The 22,830-nt window shown below is 50.6% G+C and carries 22 protein-coding genes; 14 read left to right on the top strand and 8 right to left on the bottom strand.

What is annotated here, in order from left to right; all coding sequences use genetic code 11:
* Window positions 1–11 precede the first annotated feature (11 nt).
* Window positions 12–938, bottom strand: coding sequence for a LysR family transcriptional regulator (locus tag QQL65_RS04335; protein WP_284362299.1), 927 nt, complete (start codon window positions 936–938; stop codon window positions 12–14).
* Between the two features lie 94 nt (window positions 939–1,032).
* On the opposite strand from QQL65_RS04335, the gene QQL65_RS04330 reads away from it, so the two are divergent.
* Window positions 1,033–1,413: a hypothetical protein gene (locus QQL65_RS04330; RefSeq protein ID WP_284362298.1), complete on the top strand. Its 381-nt coding sequence runs from the start codon at window positions 1,033–1,035 to the stop codon at window positions 1,411–1,413.
* Here QQL65_RS04330 and QQL65_RS04325 read toward each other — a convergent pair.
* Window positions 1,403–1,996: a class I SAM-dependent methyltransferase gene (locus QQL65_RS04325; RefSeq protein WP_284362297.1), complete on the bottom strand. Its 594-nt coding sequence runs from the start codon at window positions 1,994–1,996 to the stop codon at window positions 1,403–1,405. The two genes, QQL65_RS04330 and QQL65_RS04325, sit on opposite strands and share 11 nt — an antisense overlap.
* An 85-nt stretch (window positions 1,997–2,081) precedes the next feature.
* Window positions 2,082–3,290: an ABC transporter substrate-binding protein gene (locus QQL65_RS04320; protein WP_284362296.1), complete on the bottom strand. Its 1,209-nt coding sequence runs from the start codon at window positions 3,288–3,290 to the stop codon at window positions 2,082–2,084.
* Window positions 3,291–3,691: 401 nt separating this feature from the next.
* Here QQL65_RS04320 and QQL65_RS04315 point away from each other — a divergent pair, with 401 nt between their 5' ends.
* The 7 genes from QQL65_RS04315 to pyc all read left to right on the top strand — a co-directional run bounded on the left by QQL65_RS04315 (window position 3,692) and on the right by pyc (window position 12,226).
* Window positions 3,692–4,612: a glycine betaine ABC transporter substrate-binding protein gene (locus QQL65_RS04315; protein ID WP_284362295.1), complete on the top strand. Its 921-nt coding sequence runs from the start codon at window positions 3,692–3,694 to the stop codon at window positions 4,610–4,612.
* Window positions 4,613–4,867: 255 nt separating this feature from the next.
* A complete protein-coding gene (locus QQL65_RS04310; RefSeq protein ID WP_284362293.1) occupies window positions 4,868–5,878 on the top strand; it encodes an ABC transporter substrate-binding protein in 1,011 nt (336 codons plus the stop codon).
* Window positions 5,879–5,953: 75 nt separating this feature from the next.
* Window positions 5,954–6,823 (top strand): ABC transporter permease, encoded by an 870-nt coding sequence (locus tag QQL65_RS04305; protein ID WP_284362291.1) that lies wholly within the window; start codon window positions 5,954–5,956, stop codon window positions 6,821–6,823.
* Window positions 6,823–7,851 carry a quaternary amine ABC transporter ATP-binding protein gene (locus tag QQL65_RS04300; protein WP_284362290.1) on the top strand — a complete coding sequence of 343 codons (1,029 nt, stop codon included), beginning with the start codon at window positions 6,823–6,825 and terminating at the stop codon, window positions 7,849–7,851. The genes QQL65_RS04305 and QQL65_RS04300 overlap by 1 nt, the downstream gene beginning before the upstream one ends.
* Before the next feature lie 78 nt (window positions 7,852–7,929).
* Entirely contained in the window at window positions 7,930–8,070 is a 141-nt protein-coding gene (locus QQL65_RS04295; RefSeq protein ID WP_284362289.1) for a hypothetical protein, read from the top strand.
* Window positions 8,071–8,275: 205 nt separating this feature from the next.
* Window positions 8,276–8,686, top strand: a complete 411-nt coding sequence (locus QQL65_RS04290; protein ID WP_284362287.1) for a protein tyrosine phosphatase family protein — start codon at window positions 8,276–8,278, stop codon at window positions 8,684–8,686.
* 96 nt (window positions 8,687–8,782) lie between these two features.
* The gene (gene pyc / locus QQL65_RS04285; RefSeq protein ID WP_284362285.1) at window positions 8,783–12,226 is read left to right on the top strand and encodes a pyruvate carboxylase; all 3,444 of its coding nucleotides are present in this window, start codon (window positions 8,783–8,785) and stop codon (window positions 12,224–12,226) included.
* A 52-nt stretch (window positions 12,227–12,278) separates the two neighbouring features.
* Here pyc and QQL65_RS04280 read toward each other — a convergent pair whose 3' ends face one another.
* Window positions 12,279–13,475 (bottom strand): multidrug effflux MFS transporter, encoded by a 1,197-nt coding sequence (locus QQL65_RS04280; protein WP_284362282.1) that lies wholly within the window; start codon window positions 13,473–13,475, stop codon window positions 12,279–12,281.
* 276 nt (window positions 13,476–13,751) lie between these two features.
* On the opposite strand from QQL65_RS04280, the gene ispG reads away from it, so the two are divergent.
* A complete protein-coding gene (gene ispG / locus QQL65_RS04275) occupies window positions 13,752–14,972 on the top strand; it encodes a flavodoxin-dependent (E)-4-hydroxy-3-methylbut-2-enyl-diphosphate synthase (protein WP_284362281.1) in 1,221 nt (406 codons plus the stop codon).
* On the opposite strand, the gene QQL65_RS04270 is transcribed toward ispG, so the two are convergent.
* Window positions 14,969–15,532 (bottom strand): class I SAM-dependent methyltransferase, encoded by a 564-nt coding sequence (locus QQL65_RS04270; protein ID WP_284362280.1) that lies wholly within the window; start codon window positions 15,530–15,532, stop codon window positions 14,969–14,971. The genes ispG and QQL65_RS04270 overlap by 4 nt on opposite strands.
* Window positions 15,533–16,432: a polyprenyl synthetase family protein gene (locus QQL65_RS04265; RefSeq protein WP_284362278.1), complete on the bottom strand. Its 900-nt coding sequence runs from the start codon at window positions 16,430–16,432 to the stop codon at window positions 15,533–15,535.
* Window positions 16,433–16,645: 213 nt separating this feature from the next.
* Between QQL65_RS04265 and rpmF the strand changes: the two genes are divergently transcribed.
* The 3 genes from rpmF to fumC all read left to right on the top strand — a co-directional run bounded on the left by rpmF (window position 16,646) and on the right by fumC (window position 19,581).
* Window positions 16,646–16,828 carry a 50S ribosomal protein L32 gene (rpmF, locus tag QQL65_RS04260; protein WP_284362277.1) on the top strand — a complete coding sequence of 61 codons (183 nt, stop codon included), beginning with the start codon at window positions 16,646–16,648 and terminating at the stop codon, window positions 16,826–16,828.
* 939 nt (window positions 16,829–17,767) lie between these two features.
* Window positions 17,768–18,175: a hypothetical protein gene (locus tag QQL65_RS04255; RefSeq protein ID WP_284362276.1), complete on the top strand. Its 408-nt coding sequence runs from the start codon at window positions 17,768–17,770 to the stop codon at window positions 18,173–18,175.
* Between the two features lie 14 nt (window positions 18,176–18,189).
* Entirely contained in the window at window positions 18,190–19,581 is a 1,392-nt protein-coding gene (gene fumC, locus QQL65_RS04250) for a class II fumarate hydratase (protein WP_284362275.1), read from the top strand.
* Here the strand turns inward: fumC and QQL65_RS04245 are convergent.
* The gene (locus QQL65_RS04245) at window positions 19,578–19,850 is read right to left on the bottom strand and encodes a hypothetical protein (protein WP_284362273.1); all 273 of its coding nucleotides are present in this window, start codon (window positions 19,848–19,850) and stop codon (window positions 19,578–19,580) included. The two genes, fumC and QQL65_RS04245, sit on opposite strands and share 4 nt — an antisense overlap.
* Window positions 19,851–19,984: 134 nt before the next feature.
* Window positions 19,985–20,749 carry a hydroxyacylglutathione hydrolase gene (gene gloB / locus QQL65_RS04240; RefSeq protein ID WP_284362272.1) on the bottom strand — a complete coding sequence of 255 codons (765 nt, stop codon included), beginning with the start codon at window positions 20,747–20,749 and terminating at the stop codon, window positions 19,985–19,987.
* A gap of 125 nt (window positions 20,750–20,874) precedes the next feature.
* On the opposite strand from gloB, the gene QQL65_RS04235 reads away from it, so the two are divergent.
* The gene (locus QQL65_RS04235; RefSeq protein ID WP_284362271.1) at window positions 20,875–21,621 is read left to right on the top strand and encodes a methyltransferase domain-containing protein; all 747 of its coding nucleotides are present in this window, start codon (window positions 20,875–20,877) and stop codon (window positions 21,619–21,621) included.
* Between the two features lie 119 nt (window positions 21,622–21,740).
* A complete protein-coding gene (hisC, locus tag QQL65_RS04230) occupies window positions 21,741–22,826 on the top strand; it encodes a histidinol-phosphate transaminase (protein WP_284362270.1) in 1,086 nt (361 codons plus the stop codon).
* Window positions 22,827–22,830 lie beyond the last annotated feature (4 nt).

The raw sequence follows: 22,830 nt of genomic DNA, 5'->3' as shown, positions 1-22,830 counted from the left end.
CGGGCGGCGTTTTATATTTCGGATAGCGCTTCAAGCACGATTTCTCGGAACCATCTATGTGGTGGATGTGCTGAGTTTCGACGATGCCAAACCATATGAATTCGCGCTTTAGGCACGTCAATAGGCGGATGGTAAATTTCAAGCGCGAGCCGATCTCTAACGTGATGGGCAAAGGCCGAAGGTAAGAGCGCGATGAGTTCAGAGTTGGAAACCGCGTTGGCGACACCATTAAAAAATGGCACAGTCATGGAAATTCTGCGTTGTCGTCCGACAGCGCGCAGCGCTTGGTCGCCAATGCCTTCCATCTTTCCTTCGCTGGAAAAAAGGACATGTCCCATCTCACAATAAAGATCGAGCGGAATAACCTCCCCCGGCTTAATCTTTGCTTCTTGTATGGCTAGGTTATTTCTGCTGGCAACGACTTCAAATGGGCCAGTAATCGCTAGGCGGCTTTCTGCCCAATCGGGTAGGTTTGTTTGCGGGATAAGGGCAAGATCAATTTGCTCGCGTCGCATCGTGTCCAATTGGTTGTCGATAACCTGATCGACCATTTGCAGTTGGATATTCGGTGCAATATTTGAAATGATTTGGCCAAGACGCGGCAGTAATAATTCAGCAAAGAAATCTGAACCGGAGATAACAAAGTTTGCTGTGCAGTCTTGCGGATCAAACTCGTTTGTTTGATCAATTACACTTTCAATTGAGCGCATAATGTTATGAAGCGGCACTTGCAAATCAAGTGCCTTTTGTGTGGGCACTAGCTTTTGCCCTTCACGTACAAACAGAGGATCGTTCAAGCTAACCCTTAAACGCCCAAGGGCCGCGGATATCGCGGGTTGCGACAGGCCGATTTTTTCGCCCGCTTTTACGGTGGAGTGGGTTTCCAGTAGCGCCGCAAGCACGCGCAACAAATTGAAGTCGAAGGTCAATAAATTCATTGAACCAATATAGTTTATAAAATCAATCGATTTCAATTATAGAGTTGGTTTTGCCAATATCCTTTTCACTCAATTCTAAAAGGGGGAAGAGAGAATGGAAAAGAATATTGGTTTTTGGTTTTTTGCGGTTGCTGCGATTTGTGGGCTTATCGGCATGGGGTGGGGCATCCAAATGTCAGCAACACATGACCATACGCTGTCACCTGCCCATGGGCATCTTAATTTGGTGGGCTGGGTTACGATGGCGTTTTTTGGTGTTTATTACAAATTGGTGCCTGCGGCCGGCGAAACCATGATCGGCAAAGCGCATTTTGTGATCGCGATGTTGGGACTTATCAGCTTTATCCCCGGTATCGCACTTGCCATCACGGGGCAGGGCGAAACTATTGTGAAAATCAGGTCCGTGCTGATCATTCTGTCGATGCTGATTTTCACATTCAACATCTTCAAGCATCGCGCAGCATTTAGCGCCTAGCGCTAACCCACAAGACGTTATAGGGCGTGTCATCATGCCCTATACCGCCTTCGCCTGCTGTGAGATAGAGGTCAGACCAGTTTGCTGCCTCTGAAAATTTCTGCATCAATGCGTCTTCTGTTGGCAAATTGTAGTATCGATCAAGCTTGTCACGGCTAGCGCCGGTGCCGCTTTTAAAACTGGCCATCAACAAGCCATTTGGTTTTAGCGCATTGTGAATGCGCCCAATGATGTCGTCGAGCGCTTCCCAAGGGGCATGCAGTAGGCACATATTCGCCCAAACGGCATCAAAAGCTTGTACTTCTTCTAGCTCATCAAAGCGCATGATTTTGGCATCAGCACCCAATCGTGCGATCGCAAACTTGCCGAGTTCTGGGTTGCCTTCCGTTGCCAAGACTTTGAAACCTTGGTCGCGCATATGCGACGCTTCAAGGCCTGCGCCGCTGCCCAACTCTAAAATAAATGCGTCTTCAGGCAAAAGGCTGAGAAATTTGACCAGCGTCTTGGATGGCTTTGTGCGCTTGGCTGCATATTCTGCAGCGTTTTCAGCGTAGAAATTAAAAGTGTTTTGATCGTAGGACATGACAGTAGTTTAGGGGTAAATGCGCGCATAAAAAAGGGCTCGATGCGAACATCGAGCCCAATTATTTTTCGTAGAGTGACTAAGCTTATTTAGCTTGGCCGAGTTCTACCCATGTGCCGCCTTGAACAGCCATTTCAACGATCACGCCAGCAACGTCGCCAGCTTCGTCGAATTCGTGGCTGCCGCCGCCGCCTTCATAGTTGATGTCTTTGCCTTCAGCGATTAGAGCTTTAGCTTTAGCCCACTCGCCTGGAACAATAACTTCACCTGGTGCAGTTGCGATTTCACGTAGAGCTTTGTTCAAGCCTTCGCGGTCTGTTGAACCGTGCTTTTCAAATGCCAATGCAAGCATGAATGCAGCGTCATATGACTGTGCACCAAATGCAGCAATTGGATCTTGACCAGCAGCTGTTGCAAGATCAGCGTACACTTGTGTACCAGCGCTGTCTGCGCGGCCTTGGCGTGTACCAATCATGCCTTCAACGTCAGCAGCGTCGATGCCTGTTAGAAGCGCATCAGCGATCATGCCGTCACCACCGAAGTAGACTTCGAAGTCGCCTGATTCAATTGCTTGACGCAGGATAGTTTGACCTGAACCTGAAGCATAAGCCAACACAACTAGGTTAGCTGAGCCGCCAGCAGCCAAAGAACCCAATTCAGCGCGATAGTCTGATTTGCCTTCTTCGTGTGCTTCGTTAACGGTTACGTCGCCGCCGCCAGCTGTATAAGCTGCAGCAAGTGCATCGGCAAAGCCTTTACCGTAGTCGTTGTTCACGTAGGTAATAGCAATGTCGTTGATGCCTTTAGCAAGCAACAAACGTGCAACAACTTCACCTTGGTAGCTATCTGATGGACCAGCGCGGAACAATAGATCATTGTCTTCCACAGTGGTTACAGCTGGTGAAGAAGCTGACGGTGAAATCATCACAACGCCAGCTGGAATTGCTGCAGTGTTGGCTGCAGAAATTGTTGCACCAGAACACATAGCGCCAACGATTGCGTCAACGCCGTCAGCGTTGATCAAGCGGTCAGCCGCGTTTGCCGCAGCAGTCGCGTCGGCACAAGTTGAATCGCCGATGGTGTATTTTGCTTCGCCACCGAGAACGCCGCCTTGCTCGTTAATGTGCTGAAGAGCAAGCTTCGCAGCGTCACCCATTGGTGGTGACAATGTTTCAAGTGGACCTGTAAAACCGAACATGATGCCGATATTTACGCCTTCAGCCATAGCAGGTGAGGCAGCTGATAGAGCTGTTGCTGCAACTGCGGCTGTGAGTGCTGTTTTAAGATGACGCATAATTTCCCTCTGACTAGTTCATCTTCTTGTTTTTGACTCGAATTTGGTGCCATAAGTTTATGGCGTTTTCGAGTTCTAGCGAGGTCGTTTCCCTCCCTCGTCTGATCCCAACAATAAACATTTTGAGAAAAGAGTCACCTGTTTTGATCGAATTTTGACGAAGTTGATGCTCGAAACTGTGTTAATTGGTTAAGTTCGGTGTTTGCGCGCAAGGTAGTTACAAAAGAATCGTCATATCATTTGGTTAGCGGTGATTGCCTGACAATTCATTTGATGAACAATATGGGTGATATGTGAGACGAGAAGGGTGCATTGTGCCGATGAAGTTTAGGTTCTGTTTTTCGCCAATACGCACTTTCTTTAGCGCTTTGATTTTGTCTGCATTTTGGTTTGGCGCAGCAATGGGGCAAAGTTCAGCGCCCTCAAATGGCTGTTCTGGGCAACCTATTGTTATTGCTGATTTGCAATGGCCCTCCGCTTCGGTGATGGCGCATATCCATGCAAAAATCATTGCCGAAGAATTGGACTGCGCCACTCAAGTTGCCATTACCGATATTGAAAGCGCTGCGACAACGCTTAAAACGGCGCAGACCCCAACAATGATCCCTGAAATGTGGACCACACGTGTTGCCGAGCGCTGGAACAAAGTCTTGGAAGAACGCGCTGGGTTTGTGGCGGGCAGCACATATGAACGGGATCTATTTGAAGGTTGGTACATTTCGGCGAAGTCGGCGCAAGATTTTCCAGCTCTTTTGAATGTTGCCAATTTGAAGAATATCCAAGAACTCTACCAGCTCGAGCAAAAGCCAGATTTTATATCATGTCCGGCAGATTGGGCATGCGCCGTTATCAACCGGCACATGCTGCAGGCATTTGATCTTGAAGGTGTTTTTAACGTTGTGGTGCCACAAAACCGCATTGAAATGGATCAGCGCATTGGCAATGCGATATCAGGCAATAAGCCTGTCCTGTTTTACTATTGGGAACCAAACCCACTGGTCCATGAGTTGGCGGTCGCGCGCATTGAAATGGGGCCATTTGTGCCACAAGCATATGGTTGTTTTGGTCAGTCGCGATGCGATTCACCACAACCATCGAGCTTTCCAAATGAGCAGGTTGAAGTGGTGGTGGCAAGCTGGGTGCGGGGCGAAGCGCCCGAATTATTGCCATATGTTCGCAAAGCGAAAATGCCAATTTCAATTATGAATGAGTTGTTGGCGCTGGAACTTGAACAAGGAATTTCGGCTGAAGCAGTGGCAGATCATTTTGTGAATAGCCATCCAGATGTTTGGCAATCGTGGTTGCCAGTGATCGCGCAGTAAAACTCAAGTATTTATTAAGTAAAAATATAGGTATATAGTGCTGACAAATAGAACTTGTCGGTGCTGGTGACTTATATTTTTTTGACCTTGTGATCAACATAGAATACATCATAATTATTTGTGCGATTAAGTATTATTCCAAGTCTACAGTTTTCTTGTTTTGTTCACACAGTTTTGTTCGCGCGCTTGGTTTGACGCGCCAAATTGTGGTGTTTATGCTCTGGCTAATCGCGAAAACTATTTGGGAGAAAACGCGTGAGAGCAAAAATTACAAAAATGTTGGCGAGCGCAATTGTTGTTGCTGGCGTAGCTGGGTTTGCACCTGCGGCCCTTGCCGCATCGTGCGACACGGATCGAAAAATCGATATTGCGGAAATGAATTGGCCTTCTGCTGCGGCTTTGGCACATATTCACGCAACGATTTTGGAAAAAGGTTATGGGTGTAACGTTGAAGTTGTTGCTGGCGATACCGTGCCAACTTCTGCGTCCATGCTGGCAAAGGGTCGCCCAGCGATCGCGCCAGAAATGTGGACTGGCACCATTCAAGAAGCGTGGGACAAGGGCATTGCTGATGGTGCTGTGAAACCTGCAGGGCTGGCAATATCTGACGGTGCTGTTGAGGGCTGGTGGATCCCCAAATATGTGGCAGATGCAAATCCTGATCTGAAAAAAGTTGAAGATCTGCCTGCGCATAAAGATTTGTTCAAAGACCCAGACGATCCAAGCCAAGGCCGTTTTTATTCGTGCCCTCCAGGTTGGGGTTGTGAGATTGCCAACGCAGCATTGTTTGAAGCTTATGAGCTTGAAGAGAGCTTTAATCTGTTTTCACCGGGTTCTGGTGGCAACCTAGACGCTTCTATCATTCGGGCGTTTGAGCGTGAGCAGCCGATTGTATTTTACTATTGGGGGCCAACAGCCATCATGGGTAAGTACGATATGGTGCAGCTTGAAATGCCTGCTTATGATGCAGAGGTTTGGAACTGTAATACAGATTCAGCTTGTACACCGAAGCGCAAGAGCGCATTTGCAACGCCACCTGTAGTTGTTGCGACTTCAAGCTGGTTGTCAGAGGAAGCACCAATGGTGTTTGAGTATTTGGGCAAAGTTTCTTTGAACAATGTGCAGATTTCTCAGATGCTCAACTGGGGTGCGGAAAACAAAGCTGGCGCAAAAGAGACGGCTGAAAATTTCCTCAAAACAGAACAAGATGTTTGGACATCTTGGGTTGATGCTGAGACAGCAGAGAAAATCAAATCAGCTCTTTAAGCTGGTGAACTAACAAAACTGCAATTCGGCTGGGCGCAAAACGCCTGGCCGAATTGTGCTATTGGGGTGAAGTGAATGTTTCCTGAACTATTCAATACACGGCCATTGCGCATCTGGATTGATGATGGGCTCAATTGGGTCGTCAAACATTGGGGTGACGCGTTTGAAGCAGCGGCTTATCCGCTGTTGGTTATGCTCAACACAATCGAGCGATTTTTGCTGATGATGCCTTGGTGGCTGATCATTGCGCTGTTGGCGGGCCTTGCCTATGGCGCCACGCGAAAAGTGACTTTGCCAATCGTTGTGGTGATCGGTCTTGTGTTTATGGGGTTGATGGAATTGTGGGAAGACAGCGTTAAGACCATGGCGCTGATGATTTCAGCAACGGTCACCGCGATTGTATTTTCGATTCCAATGGGCATCGTTATGGCTCGGTCCTCGTTGGTGCGCAAAATCGTGACGCCCATCTTGGATTTGATGCAAACCATGCCAAGCTTCGTTTATCTCATCCCAACGGTGATGATTTTTGGACCTGGAAAAATTCCAGCCCTGTTGGCAACCATTGTTTATGCTGCGCCGCCTTTGGTGCGCTTGACCGATTTGGGCATTCGGCAGGTTGAACCCAATGTGCTTGAAGCTGCGCAAGCGTTTGGCGCCAGCCCAAGACAGCGCCTTTTCGGTGTGCAAATTCCTTTAGCACTGCCCACCATTTTGGCTGGGATAAACCAGACCACCATGATGGCTTTGGCCATGGTGGTGATTGCCTCAATGATTGGTGCTGGCGGCCTTGGCTATCAAGTGCTGCAAGGTATTGGCCGACTGGAAGTGAGCCGCGGTGTCTTTGCGGGTCTAGGCATTGTGGTGTTGGCGATCATATTTGATCGGATCACTCAAGCGTATGGCAAGCAATTGCAGGCGCAAATTGGATTGTCAGGGGCACGCTAATGAGTGAAAATTTGAAAATTGAAATGCGTGGGGTCACAAAAATCTTTGGCCCCGAACCTGACGATGTGCTGACGCAATTGCAGGCTGGACGGTCTAAGGATGAGCTGCAAGCTGAAACCGGACATGTGATTGGCCTCAATAATGTCGACTTAGATGTGCGCGCAGGCGAATTGCATGTGGTGATGGGGCTGTCAGGCTCTGGCAAATCTACCCTGATCCGCCATGTGAACCGGTTGATTGATCCAACTGCTGGTGAGATTTTGGTCAATGGTCGAAATGTCCTTGATATGGACATGGAGCAGTTGCGCGAATTTCGACGTACCGAAATAGCAATGGTGTTTCAAAAATTTGGTCTGCTGCCACATCGCTCGGTTTTGGATAATGTGGCCTACGGGCTCGAAATCCGAGGTGTTGAGAAAAAGCAGCGCCTTGCAACCGCTGAAGAATGGATCGCGAAAGTTGGGCTTGATGGCTATGAGCAATCGCGGCCGCACCAATTGTCTGGTGGTCAACAACAACGCGTCGGTTTGGCGCGTGCGTTGGCAATGGACGTGGACATTTTGTTGATGGATGAAGCTTTTTCAGCGCTTGATCCTCTTATTCGCTCAGGCATGCAAGACGAATTGTTGGCGCTACAAAAAGATCTCAACAAGACCATTTTGTTCATCACCCATGATTTTGATGAAGCGCTTAAAATTGGTGATCAAGTCACTGTGTTGCAAGACGGTGCGGTGATCCAATCGGGCCGACCAGAAGAAGTCGTGTTGAACCCAGCCAACGCCCATATGGAAGAATTCGTGGCCGATGTGAATCGCGCGCGGGCAATCCATGTGCAAACCATCATGGAAAAGGGTGAGTTTGAGCGATGCGCATCAGCCGTACAAGTTGGCGCGTGTTGTGAAGATGTTTTGCCTTTGTTTGCGGAGCATGATTGGGTGGGCGTGAACACCGAAGATGGCACGCAAATCGGGCGCTTGACGGCAAAGCAAGTGATTAAGGCGCTAGCGCGACATAGCTCGGCGGTTTAGCGAAGAACAATAAGAAGTTTGATTTGGAAAGGGCCGGCGCAAGGTGAAACTTGCGTTGGCTCTTTCTTTGTTTATGTAGTGACTATCGTTCGCGGTGCGCAAATTGTGGGCGTTGTCCTTGTTATTGCGCGGTCAGAGGATGCGGTGCGCGCGTTGGAGGCGGCGAATTTGCAACTGATCGCTTTAATTCGCCCGGCTGACTTGGCGCAGCTTGTCTAATTGGCCTATTATCCTTTGGGATGAATGCTGCCTAAATTTTATGCAAAATCTACCGGAAAACACGGATTTTTCGGCAGGTTAGACTAAATTGTAACTTTATTTCTTTGCTGCGATTGTTTTTGGTGCGCACAGCGCTTGCTAAAACTTAAAACTGCCGCCTATAACCCGGTATTGATGCTGCGCAGCCTATAATAGGAGACCCTTGATGGAACTTAAAAAGATCAATGATCGGGTGAGTGTTAGCCCGCAAATATCTGTCGAGGATATTGAGGCGATCAAACAGGCGGGCTTTAAAACCATCATCAATAACCGCCCAGACGGCGAGGCGCCGGACCAACCTGCGTCCGCTGAAATCAAAGCGGCGGCAGAAGCTGCAGGTTTGAATTTCGTTGAAATCCCAATGGGCCGCGAGGGTGTTTCACCTGAAATGATTACCCAAACACAAGCCGCGTTTGCAGGAGATGAGCCAGTATTGGCATATTGTCGCTCCGGCACACGTTCAACAACGCTTTGGGCATTAAGCCAAGCAGGCAAGCAAGACGCACAAGAAATCATCGATGCTGCGGCAGGTGCTGGATATGACATCTCGCATCTTTCAAATCATTTGTGCCGATAATCAGGCACCGAACTACACTTTGTTTGGCGTGACCCCCACCACTCCAAGTAAAGAGCAAAAAGGCTAAACCCCACGAACAAAGGATCGACCTCGTCCATGAAGATCAAGAAAATCCTCGTCGCCAACAGAAGTGAAATTGCCATTCGCGTGTTCCGCGCGGCCAACGAAATGGGCATCAAAACCGTTGCGGTTTTTGCTGAAGAAGACAAGTTGGCATTGCATCGATTTAAGGCGGACGAATCTTATTTGATCGGGCAGGGTTTGGGGCCAGTTGAGGCCTATTTGCAGATCGACGAATATATCCGTATTGCAAAACTATCTGGCGCTGATGCCATTCACCCAGGTTATGGCCTACTTTCTGAAAGTCCAGAATTCGTTGATGCTTGTGAAGAAGCTGGCATTATCTTTATTGGACCAAAAGCGGAAACAATGCGCGCCTTGGGCAACAAGGTTGCTGCTCGTAATATCGCAAAAGGCGCTGGTGTGCCTGTTGTGCCGGCAACGGACCCGCTTCCAGATGATATGGACGAAGTTGTGCGGTTGGCTGAAGAGGTTGGTTATCCTTTGATGCTGAAAGCCAGCTGGGGTGGCGGTGGTCGCGGCATGCGTACCATCCGCGACGAAGCGGCTGTGCGGGCTGAAGTTGAAGAAGCAAAGCGCGAGGCTAAAGCGGCGTTTGGCAAAGACGAAATGTACTTTGAAAAGCTGGTTGAGCGCGCGCGTCACGTTGAAGTGCAGCTGATTGGCGATAGCCATGGCAACTTGGTGCATCTTTATGAGCGTGATTGTTCGGTGCAACGTCGCAACCAAAAAGTGGTGGAGCGCGCGCCCGCACCCTATTTAAGCGACGAGGTGCGCGAAGCGCTGACGCAAGCTGCAATCAAGCTTGGCAAGTCCACCGGATATCGCGGCGCGGGCACTGTTGAGTTTTTGATGGATGCCGATAGTGACGAGTTTTACTTTATTGAAGTAAACCCACGTATTCAGGTGGAGCATACGGTTACTGAAGAGGTGACCGGGATCGATATCGTTAAAGCGCAAATCCGGATATTGGAAGGCGCAAAAATTGGCGATGAAGACAGCGGTGTGCCGACCCAGAAAAACATCAAGCTGAATGGCCACGCTTTGCAGTGCCGGGTGACCACAGAAGATCCGGAAGAAAACTTTATTCCAGATTATGGTCGGATCACCGCTTATCGCGGCGCGACGGGTTTTGGTGTGCGTCTTGACGGTGGTACTGCCTATTCTGGTGCGGTGATCACGCGCTATTATGACCCGCTTTTGGAAAAAGTGACCTGTTGGGCGCAAACCCCAGAAGATGCGATTGCGCGGATGGATCGTGCTTTGCGCGAGTTTCGTATTCGCGGCGTGACCACGAACCTGAATTTCCTTGAGAACATTATCTCGCACCCAAGTTTTCAGGACAATAGCTACACAACTCGCTTTATCGATAACACGCCTGAGCTGTTCAACTTCCCCAAGCGTCGTGACACAGCCACCAAACTGCTGACTTACGTTGCAGATGTGACCGTGAATGGTCACCCAGAGGTAAAGAACCGGCCGATGCCGCCTGCGGATGCTGCAGCGCCAAAGGTGCCGACGTTTGAACCATTGACGGTGCTTGAAGGCTCGCGTCAGGTTTTAGAACGCGAAGGGCCAAAAGGCGTTGCTGATTGGATGAAGGCGCAAAAACGCGTGCTGTTCACCGACACAACCATGCGCGACGGTCACCAAAGCTTGTTGGCGACGCGGATGCGGACCAACGACATTACAAAGATCGCCAGCGCATATGCGCATGGTATGCCAAACTTGCTGTCGCTTGAATGTTGGGGCGGCGCAACGTTTGACGTCTCTATGCGGTTCTTGACCGAAGATCCGTGGGAGCGCCTTGCGATCATCCGCGAAGAAGCGCCAAACATCATGACGCAAATGTTGCTGCGCGGCTCGAACGGTGTTGGCTACACCAACTATGCGGACAATGTGGTCAAATTCTTTGTCGAGCAGGCAGCTAAGGGCGGGATTGATATCTTCCGTGTATTTGACTGCTTGAACTGGGTCGAAAACATGCGCGTTTCAATGGACGCGGTGATTGAAGCCAACAAAGTGTGTGAAGGCGTCATTTGTTACACCGGCGACATGCTAGACCCTGACCGCGCCAAGTATGACCTGAAATATTATGTGGGGTTGGCCAAAGAGCTTGAAGCGGCTGGCGCACATGTGTTGGGCCTAAAAGATATGGCCGGATTGCTCAAACCAGCAGCGGCGAAAAAGCTGATTTCGACCTTGAAGGAAGAGGTCGGCATGCCGATCCACTTCCACACGCATGATACTTCTGGTGCGGCATCTGCTACGGTTCTCGCGGCGGTGGATGCAGGTGTTGATGCGGTTGATGCGGCAATGGATGCGTTTTCTGGCACCACATCGCAGCCTTGCTTAGGTTCGCTTGCGGCAGCGCTTCGCGGCACAGAACGTGACCCAGAATTCGACGCGAAAACAATCCGTGAGATTTCCTTCTATTGGGAAGCGGTACGTACCCAATATCGTGCGTTTGAAAGCGATTTGCGCTCTGGCGCTTCTGAAGTTTACTTGCACGAAATGCCGGGCGGTCAATTCACCAACCTCAAAGAGCAAGCGCGTTCTTTGGGCCTTGAATCTCGTTGGCACGAAGTGGCACAAACCTATGCTGATGTGAACCAGATGTTTGGTGACATCGTCAAAGTGACCCCATCGTCCAAAGTGGTGGGCGATATGGCGCTTTCCATGGTGTCATCAGGTCTGAACCGTGCCGATGTGGAAGACCCGAACCGCGAAGTGGCATTCCCAGAATCAGTGGTTGGCTTCTTTGCTGGCGATTTAGGTCAGCCTCCTGGCGGTTTCCCGAAGGCGCTGCAAGAAAAAGTGCTTAAAGGCAAAGCGCCTATGGATAAGCGCCCCGGCGCTTATTTGGAGCCAGTTGATCTTGAAGCGAAACGCAAAGAAGTTGAGGAGCTTACAGGGCACACCATCAACGATTTTGAGCTGGCATCATACCTGATGTACCCGAAAGTCTTCACCGATTTCATGAAGGCGCTTGATACATATGGGCCAACTTCAGTTTTGCCGACACCAATTTACTTCTATGGGTTGGAAGCGGGCGACGAAGCGCTGGTGGACATTGCCAAAGGCAAGACCTTGGTGGTGCAATTGGTGGGCCAATCCAAGCCAAACGAAAAGGGTATGGTGCGGGTGTTCTTCGAATTGAACGGCCAGCCACGCTCAGTCTCTGTTCCTGATCGCTCAATGGCATCTGAGATTGTTGTTCGGCCAAAAGCTGAAGTGGGCAATCAACTGCATGTTGGCGCGCCAATGCCAGGTGTTGTTTCAACCCTTGCAGTTAAGCCGGGGCAAGAAGTGACTGCAGGCGATGTGTTGTTGTCCATCGAAGCGATGAAAATGGAAACCGCGATCCACGCAGAAATCGATGGCGTTGTGGCTGAAGTGCATGTGCAGCCGGGCAATCAAATCGACGCAAAAGACTTGCTGGTGCGTTTCGAAGGCTAATCAGCCCCTTATAGTAATTGAAAAAAAGGCCGCCCCTCGGGGCGGCCTTTTGTTATTCGGCAATTGCCGGTGTGCCGCGTCTATTGGACATAATTGCTAAAGCAAGCGCGCCCAGCGCGCATGCAACAATCACCACCAGCATTGGCACTGGCGTGCCATCAAAGAACATGGCAGAAATCGCCATGGCCAAGGAGCCAGAGAGCATTTGCAGGGTGCCGCCGAGTGAAGCCGCTGCGCCAGCAATTGGTCCGTGATCTTCCAATGCTAACACCATCGATGTTGGAATGATTAGCCCCATGAAGCCGTTGGCAACAATGAACATGGCGATCATGATCGGCAAGGTGCCCATGCCAAGCGCGAAAATGCTGAGCAAGCCGCCGACCATAATCGCATAGCCAATGGTGGCCACAAAGATCAGCTTCTTCGGCCCGGCAATGCCCATCAGGTTTGCCGCAAACTGCGAGGTGACGAAAAAGCCAGCTGCATTGGCGGCAAAAGCGATAGCGAACTGGGTTGGGTCGAGGCCGAAATGCTCCATATAGACGAAGCTTGCGCTGCCCAAAAACGTGAAGAAACTGGCCATGCCCAACCCACCAATGAAGGTGAGGCTGAGATAGTTCATGTCTTTAAGCAAAATGCCAAAGCTTTGAAACATGGTGCGCATATCAAAGGGACGGCGGTCAGAAGGCTTGAGCGTTTCTGGCAGCAATGTGCCAACCATCACCAGCGACAGGATCGTGCATGCCGCAATGGCAAAGAATACGCCGCGCCAGCCAAAAGGTTCCATAACGAATGAGCCAAGCAATGGCGCAAGCATTGGCGAGACCGAAAATACCAGCATCAAAGTTGACATCATGCGGGTGGCTTTTTGGCCGGTATAGAGATCGCGAATAATGGCGCGCGGGATCGACATTGGGCCAGCGGCGGCAACCCCTTGAATGAAGCGCAATACAATGAGGGTTTCGATGTCTTGTGCGTATGCGCAGCCGATTGATGCAGCGAAAAACAGCCCCAATCCCAAATAGATCGGAAGCTTGCGGCCAAACATGTCGCTCAAGGGCCCCCAGAATAATTGCGCAACGCCAAAGGCCAAAAAGTACACGGTCAAGGTCAATTGAGCAGAGGAAATCGGTGCACCAAGGTCGGACGCCATGGTGGGCATAGCGGGCAAATACATATCGATGGCAAATGCGCTAATGGCATTCATAAGGCCCAATATCAGGGAGTATTTGACAATTTCGAGATTCATTATTGCGACTTTCAAAATTTGTTCTTGGAGGGAACGCAACGCGGCCAACCTTTTGGGGTTGATCACGTGAAAACAATGTACTGAGGTGGTGACTCAACAAAGAGAAATCAATGAAGGAGGGGCACCTAACCATCAAATCGAACGATGGGCAAGTGGGTGAGATGAAGTTTTTTACCATCTGGTCGGCACCAAAACGTGATTGCAATGAGGCGCAATGTCCGGTTGCTCGCAACAGGCGAAACCATTATATCTCGCGATAGGTTTTTAGGAGAGATTATGTCGGGTCCCATAGAACGCAGAAATGCCGTTGGCGTGATGGTTGGCAATGTGAAAGTGGGCGGCGACGCTCCAATTGTTGTTCAGTCGATGACCAACACGGACACTGCCGACATTCAAAAGACAGTTGAGCAGGTGGCGGATTTGGCGCGTGCTGGGTCTGAGATCGTGCGCATTACTGTGGACCGCGACGAATCTGCGGCGGCGGTGCCTCACATTCGCGATAAGTTGCTGGCGCGTGGCGTTGATGTGCCACTTGTTGGTGATTTCCACTATATCGGCCACAAGCTTTTGTCTGAACATCCTGCCTGTGCCGAAGCGCTCGCCAAATACCGCATTAACCCGGGCAATGTTGGCTTTAAAGCCAAGCGCGACACGCAATTCTCGCAAATGATTGAAGTCGCCAACACCTACGACAAGCCAGTGCGCATCGGGGTGAATTGGGGGTCGCTTGACCAAGAATTGCTCACCAAATTGATGGATGAGAACGCAGAGAATGGCTCGCCCTGGAGTGCGGCGCGTGTGCAACGCGAAGCGATTATTCAGTCCGCCTTGTTGAGTGCCCAACGGGCTGAAGAATTGGGCATGGGGCGAGATAAAATCATCCTTTCGACCAAAGTGTCGAACGTGCAGCACCTGATCGACGTTTATGCCGATTTGGCTGCGCGCTGCGATTATGCGCTGCATCTCGGGCTTACCGAAGCGGGCATGGGCGCAAAAGGCATTGTCGCTTCCTCGGCCGCGCTTGGGATTTTGCTGCAACAAGGCATTGGCGACACGATTCGGATTTCTCTAACCCCAGAGCCGGGCGGCGATCGCACCTTGGAAGTTGAAGTGGCGCAGCAGCTTTTGCAAACTATGGGCTTCCGCCAGTTCTTACCTGTTGTGACCGCCTGTCCGGGTTGCGGGCGCACCACATCGACCGTGTTCCAAGAGCTGGCGCGCGATATCCAAGATCACCTCAATACCTCGATGCCGATCTGGCGTGAGAAATATCCAGGTGTTGAGGGGATGAGCGTTGCGGTGATGGGTTGTATCGTCAATGGGCCGGGTGAAAGCAAGCATGCCGATATTGGCATTTCATTGCCTGGCACCGGCGAAACACCTGCCGCCCCCGTATTTATTGACGGGGAAAAAGCCAAGACTTTGCGCGGCGAAGATATTGCTGATCAGTTCAAACTGATGGTTGCTGAATATATTGAAGAGCGATTTGGCGGCTAGCGTTTTTTCGCCATCACCCAAAAGGAATCGTCTTTTTCCATCTCTGCGTAGATTTGCGCGTCGATCAGCTCAAAATATGGGGCTAATCTGTCGGTGACGTATTTGACCGACCGATAGTGAAAAGTCATCCCATGCATTTCCATCACTTCGTTGCCATGCCAAAAGCTATGAAAGATCAAGCCACTTGGGTTGAGAGCAGCGGCTTGATTTTTGAAGCTGTTGTCTAGCGCCTCGTCGGCGAGATGGTGCAATACTTTGTTGGAATAGATGCCGTTGAATGTGCGGTCTGTGTCGATTTCAACGGCGTCTAATTCAATCAAATCCGCATCTGGATTGGCCTTCTTGTAACGCTCCAAAAAGTAAGGTGCGTTGTCCGAACCTGTGACATTGTAGCGCTTGGCTAAGATATCAAGATCGACGCCGGGCCCCATGCCCAATTCGAGGACGCGTGCGCCCTCAGTCAGATGTTCATCCAAAATGGCGATCAGTTCCGCGCCATCATAGCCTTTTGCCATTTCGATATAGTCTTCGGCGTTTTTTGGGTCATCATAGAAGGGCATTTATGCCTCCCGCCTTGCGAAGTGCGTCACCAATTCGCGCATAAGATTTGCTTTTTCGCCAAACCCGTCAAGTTCGTAGAGCGCGCCTTGCAGTTCCTCATTCAGCGCCTCACGTGCATGGTCCAGCCCGTGGCTTGCGATCAGCGTCGACTTACCTTGCGCGGCGTCTTTGCCTGCGGTTTTGCCCAGTTCTTCAGAGGATTTGGTGGCGTCCAAAATGTCGTCAGACAGTTGATAGATACGGCCCGCCGCTTCAGCGAATCGGGTGAGGGTCTCTAGTTGTTCGTTGGATGCTTCTGCCATTATCGCGCCCATGCGCACCGATGCGCGAATAATCGCGCCGGTTTTCATGGCGTGGATCAGGGAAACGGTTTTCGGGTCATAGCCTTGGCGTTCCCCCTCTATGTCGCGCATTTGCCCGCCGGCCATGCCACCAACACCCGCGCCTTGCACAAGTTCAGTGATCAGTTGTGTGCGGATGTTAGCGTCTGGGTGGGTGCGTTCATCGGCTAAAAGTCCAAACGCATGGGTGAGCAAACTGTCGCCCGCAAGAATCGCGGTGGCGGGGTCGAACGCAACATGTACGGTGGGTTGGCCGCGACGTAGCTCGTCGTCATCCATATCCGGCAAATCGTCATGAACAAGTGAATAGCAATGTACATATTCAACCGCAGCGCCAGCACGCACCAGATCGCCATTTGATGGCCCGACCAAATCCGCAGTTAGGCGTACCAAAGCTGGGCGCAATCTTTTGCCCCCGTTGAGCGCACCATGGCGCACGGCGTTGACCAAGCGATCTGGTGCTGGATAAGGTGTTGATAAGGTGTTGGCACTTAGCTCGTCGTCTAAAAACGCTTCAATGGCGCTGGTGCTAGAATCGATGGCGTGTTTTAGCGACATAAAAGCTCTTTCAAAGCAGCTTGTGAGCGTTGCATCTTGTAAAACTGGTTCTAGCGGTGATTGCGGTGCTTTTCAACAATTGCAAGCGGCGCATTTTTTACTAGCCAACTGCGGCTTAAAGGCGTATATAGCCGCCAACTGACAAGAATTTGATGCTAAAGCGGCCCCGCGTTTGAAATGATGAGGGGCGTTTTTGTTGAATGGAGAGACAAAATGGCAGTACCTAAGAAGAAGATATCTGGCATGAAGCGCGGTAACCGTCGCTCTGCCGATGCGTTGAAAGCCAACACATATGTGGAAGATAAGGATAGCGGCGAGTTGCGTCGTCCTCACCACATCGATCTGAAAACCGGCATGTATCGCGGCCGTCAGATCCTTACACCGAAAGAAGCCTAAGGCTTTATTTTCGTTGTGAATGAGTTTTGAACCGTCCCTTATTTTTTAAGGGGCGGTTTTTTGCGTTTCACAAAACTTATCCCCGCTCTCTGACCTTGTGCGATGATGCTTGCACCTTTTCTTGAAACCGTTCAGGACATTGACGAATGTCGGGCGGTGAGGGTTGTTGGTGTGGCGTTGGGTTCTTTCCTTCGTCATGCTCGGGCTTGACCCGAGCATCCATGTTGCGGTGCTGTGTGGTAAAGCCGCTGCAAAGCTAATAATGCTTTGCCACTTGTCCGCTCATCATGGACCCTCGGATCAAGCCCGAGGGTGACGACAGGAGAGTTGAGCTAACGGCGCCAATAGGTCCCGCATCAGCCTCTCGTGGCGTGAATGCCACTTAGTTGTGCGGGACGGTGCGAGAGAGACATAATCTCCAACCATACCACCCCGGACTCGATCCGGGGTCACAAAACATCCTTCAAAGAAAAGGGGATGGTTGAAAGGCAAGACGTTTGCCTTTCGCTTGAGAGTAAATGTCCAGTCTGACGCCGAAGGCAGATGTCAGTCATTAGTGGGTTGGTTCCCATTGGATCAGTGATGATCTGCAATCTGGAGCAGCAATGTTCAGAACCACGGATTGTGATGCATTTAAAGAGGATAGAAGGGTGAGCACCTCGGGGCATTATCTTTTCAAGCAGCAAGCCATTTGCGCGAGGCGTTTTACGTCTCATTACTAACTACACAGATGACGAGACCAAAAACGCCTCGCGTCCTGACATTTTTTCGTGCCGCCGTTGGTCGCTGACGCTACCGACCCCGGCACCCCCGCCAATAATCCCTCCAAAGCAAATAGCTTGTGGAGCTATGGCTGTTTGCTGATGCGCAATTACCTTGCCTCCTGCGCGAAATCACGAAATGATGTTGAGCAAATTTCCCACAAAAGAGGATGGGCTGATGATTTGGAAAATCCCACTGCTCGCATTGCCGCTGATCATTTATAATTTGGTTGCTTTCGATTTTGTCGGGGACAAGTCAAATGGCTGGGCGTCACCGGTAATGTCAATCGACATGGTTTCCGGTGCGGTATGGACCATGAGTGTTGGCGATTTGTTGGTGGTGTTTGCTCTGATCTTGTTGTTCATCGAAGTGATTAAATCTACCAAAGTTGGTAACGCATCGATCATGGATCACATGCTCTCAACCTTTGTATTTATTGCCTATTTGGTTGAATTTTTGTTGGTGCCTGCTGCTGCAACTTCGTTGTTCTTTACATGCTTGGCCATGTCGCTTGTGGACTTGGTTGCCGGCTTCTCGGTGTCCATTCGCTCGGCGTCTCGCGACGTAAATTTTGGTGGTCATTAGCAAAGGGATAAGCCATGGCATATCGCGTTGAAACGGATTCAATGGGCGAAATTGAGGTGCCGCAGGACGCTTATTATGGGGCGCAAACCGCACGCTCTATGATGAACTTCAAAATCGGGATTGAAAAAATGCCGATTGAAGTAATTCACGCTTTCGGCACCTTGAAAAAGGCGGCGGCGCTGACCAATCATGAGTTGGGAACGTTGGACGCACAGATAAAAGACTTGATCTGTTCTGCTGCGGACGAGGTGATTGCCGGAAAGTTGGACGCGCACTTCCCCTTGGTGGTGTGGCAGACGGGATCTGGCACTCAATCCAATATGAATGTGAACGAGGTGATCTCAAACCGTGCCATTGAACTGGCGGGCGGGGTGATGGGCAGCAAAGACCCAGTACATCCAAATGATCACGTCAATAAATCACAGAGTTCAAACGATACTTACCCAACGGCCATGCATATTGCGGCGGTGATCAAGATTGAGAGTCAGTTATTGCCAGCCATTGTTGCTTTGCGCGATGTGCTTGGAAAAAAGGCAGATGAGTTTGCTGACATCGTAAAGATTGGGCGCACGCATTTGCAAGATGCGACGCCATTGACATTGGGCCAAGAAATGAGTGGCTGGGTGGCGCAGCTTGATCTGGCCATCAATGCGATCAAAGCAACGATGCCGCAAATGAAACAGCTAGCGTTAGGCGGCACAGCGGTTGGCACAGGTTTGAATACGCACCCAGACTATGCACCTAAGGTGGCGGCGAAAATTGCTGAATTGACGGGCCATGATTTTGTTACCGCAGATAATAAATTTGCATACCTTGCAGCCCATGATGCGTTTGTTGGGACCCACGGTGCACTAAAGCAATTGGCTGTTGCGGCGATGAAGATCGCCAATGACGTGCGCTGGTTGGCCTCTGGTCCCCGGAGTGGATTAGGTGAGTTACAACTGCCCGAAAATGAGCCAGGCTCCTCAATTATGCCGGGCAAGGTGAACCCAACTCAATGCGAAGCGTTGACCATGGTTTGTGTGCAAGTGATGGGCAATGACGCAGCGATCGGTATTGCGGGCAGCCAAGGCAATTTTGAATTGAATGTTTATAAGCCGGTCATGGCTTATAATTTGCTGCAATCGGTGCGGTTGCTGGGTGATGCGCTTAACAGCTTTAACAAAAACTGTGCGGTAGGCATTGAACCGATCCGAGAGCAGATTTCAGATCATTTGAATAATTCACTGATGTTGGTGACCGCGCTTAATCCACATATTGGCTATGACAATGCGGCCAAAATTGCCAAACATGCGCACAAAAATGGGCTGACCCTACGTGCGGCTGCGATTGAGTTGGACCTCATGAGTGGCGAGGCGTTTGATTTGGCGATTAAGCCTGAGGAAATGGTTGGTCCTAAAGCCTAGGCCTCAAGTGCGCGTAGATAGCCTTTGGGCATGCGCACAATCTTGCGCTCATTATTTTGCGCATAGGCGGTTTGTGCTTCCCCAACGCTTGCGCGGCGTTTCGCCCGATATATTGGCGCACCAGTTTTGCCTGCGATCACTTGGGCTAAGAAGCTGGCATCGGGGCGATAATTGCCATTGAGTGAACGGCGACGCGGCGCGGGCTCCAAAACCAGCGGGAGGTTTTGTGCCGAATTGGGTCGGGATGTGCCGTTTTGGTCCGTACTCATGACGCGCTCCGTTAAAACAGCGAGCCATGTTTCATTTTGATACAGAATTGTTGGCTCACACCCATATTATTGCAATGAGCGTGCCAAATATAAAGGATTTGTTAACTTTTAACCCCAGAAAGGCGGCAATATGGTTAAAACTGGTCCTTGGCTTTTCGAAGCGCTGCGAAGGTTTCAACCGGGTCTTTGCCGGATAGGCCAAGCTTTTCTGCAATCAATGGCTGATCAGCACGCAAGAACGGGTTCGCAAGCTTTTCACTGCCAAGGTTCGTGGGCAAGGTTGGTTGACCAGAATTGATTTGGCTTTGTGCTTCTTTAATGCGTTGTTCAAGGGCCTTGTTGTCAGGATCAATTGTTGATGCAAACGCACCATTTGAAAGCGTATATTCGTGGCCGCAATAAAGCTGGGTTGCGTCTGGCAAGTCTCTAAGGCGTTTCAAACCGGCCCACATTTGATCCGGTGGGCCGTCAAACATGCGACCGCACCCGAGGGAAAACAGCGCATCGCCCGCAAACAAGGTAGGCTGTTCAGGCAGGAAATAAGCGATATGACCATATGTATGCCCGGGGCAGGAGATGACCGTAAGATGCCCGTCACCAAATTTGAGCATGGCGCCGGGCTCTACTTCTACATCGAGTTGCTTGATGTCCTTGGCTTCAGATTTTGGCCCAAAAACGGTGAGGTCAAAATGTTCGCGCAACGGGTCAATGCCCTGCACATGGTCCCAATGATGATGGGTGACAAAGATTTTCGTGGGCGTTAGATCAAGATCTCTAAATGCGTCTAAAATTGGCTGAGCGTCCGGCGCATCGATCAGCGCCACTTCACCGGTGACATCGCACTCAATGATAAGGGCAAAATTTGTTTCTAGCGCTGGAATTTGGTGGATCTTAAACATGACGAATTTGCCTTAAATGGGGGTGGCCAAGCATTGCATTGAAATGAGACTTTAATAAATGGGAACTTGAATGCATAGTGCGCTAAAGGCTCGGGGCGTTCGCACAACAGGAAGATTGGCATCACATGTTTGTGGCCATAGATGAATTGCTGCAATTTTATCGCTCCCCGTTGGGGCGGATTTCGCGCCGCTTGATCCAAGAGGTGATGGCGAAGATGACCGATGGGGCGACCGGGCACCGGGTGGTTGGTCTTGGTTATAGTGCGCCGTACCTTAATCGCGTCACTCAAGGTGCAGAACGGGTGATGGCATTTATGCCCGCGCGACAAGGGGCGCAGGTTTGGCCCAAAGAAGGGCCAAGCGCCACCGCGCTGGTCGACCCGTTGGAGTTGCCGCTAACTGATAGTGCGGTCGATTTGGTGATCGCCAATCATTTGTTTGAATATGCACGCGAGCCTGAAGAGTTGATGCAGGAGTTGTGGCGGGTAACGGCACCGGGCGCGCGTTTGCTTATTGTGGTGCCGCGCCGCCGTGGTCTTTGGGCACAGCGGGACAATACGCCATTTGGGCATGGTCATCCGTTTTCGCGCAACCAACTGCATCGCTTATTGCAGGATCATTCATTCACCCCCGAGATTTGGCGAGAGGCGCTGTATCTGCCACCGAGCAATTGGGCGCCGGTGCTTAAATCCGCGCGACTGTTTGAGAGCTTGGGCCGGTTTGCTGGCCCGGCGTTCGCTGGCGTGATGGTGGTGCGGGCGCGCAAAGAGATGTTCCCCGCGGTAACCCGTAAGAGACGCGACCGAAAAATGGTCAGAATGCCAGAATTTGCTCCCCAACCTGCTTATCCGGTGCATTCAAACCGCAACTAGACTAGCAATTCGTCCAAAGCGGAACCAAAAAGCAAACAGATTGCTTTGCGCAATCGGCTCAGTGCCCTTATGGTGCGGCGCTGCAAATATAGTTTCAACCAACCAACGAGCAGTTTAACGTGACAGACCGTCCAGAAGTTAATCCTTCGATTATGGAAATCGCTGCTTATGTGCCTGGCAAATCAAAAGCTGCGCCAGGCATTGAGCCGATCAAATTGAGTGCAAATGAGTCTCCTTTGGGCGCGAGCCCGAAAGCGGAAGAGGCTTATCGATATCATGCGCACAATTTGGCGATTTATCCGGACGGGTCAGCAATGGAACTGCGTACCGCGATTGGCGAGGTTTATGGCCTTGACCCCAACCGGATTGGCGTTGGGTCTGGCTCCGATGAATTGTTGCACCTTATTGCTCAGCTCTATATTGAAGCGGGTGATGAAGCGGTGATGAGCCAATATGGATTTTTGGTTTACCCAATCGTGACCCGTGGGGCAGGTGGCACGCCTGTTTTTGCGTCAGAAACCGATTTGAAAACAGATGTGGATGCCATGTTGGCTGCGGTGAGCGAAAAAACCAAAGTGGTTTATTTGGCGAATCCCAACAACCCAACGGGCAGCTATTTGACGGCGGACGAGTTGGATCGGCTGCATGCTGGATTGCCCAAAAATGTGTTGCTGGTGATTGACGCGGCATATGCTGAATATGTGGATGCGGCAGACTATAAGCTCGGCATTGATTTGGTGAACAACAATGAAAATGTTGTGATGACGCGCACTTTCTCCAAGATCGGATTGGCGAATTTGCGGGTGGGTTGGCTCTATGGTCCAGCACATTTCATGGATGTGTTTCACCGTTTGCGCGGTCCGTTCAATGTGAACGGCGCAGCGCTTGCCGCGGCGCAAGCCGCAGTGCGCGATGTGGAATTTACGGCCAAGTTGAAAACCCACAATAAGCGTTTGCGCGACTATTTGGTTTCAGAGCTGCAATCCAATTGGTATCGCACCCGTCCAAGCCAAGGCAATTTTGTGCTCACCGAGTTTTCTGAAGAAGAGGGCCGGACCGCAAAAGACGCATTTGAAACATTGTTGGGAGAAGGATTGGTCGTGCGCGAAATGGCATCTTATGGATTGCCGCACGCGCTACGCATTTCCATTGGTCATGAAAAAGATATGAAAAAGCTCGTGCAGATATTGCAGAGCATGAATTAAGAAT

The organism is Maritalea porphyrae (genome assembly GCF_030159895.1).
GTDB classification, from domain to species: Bacteria; Pseudomonadota; Alphaproteobacteria; order Rhizobiales; family Devosiaceae; genus Maritalea; species Maritalea porphyrae.
The sequence above is the reverse complement of the archived record's forward strand: the minus strand, read 5'-3'. Positions and strand labels throughout refer to the sequence as shown.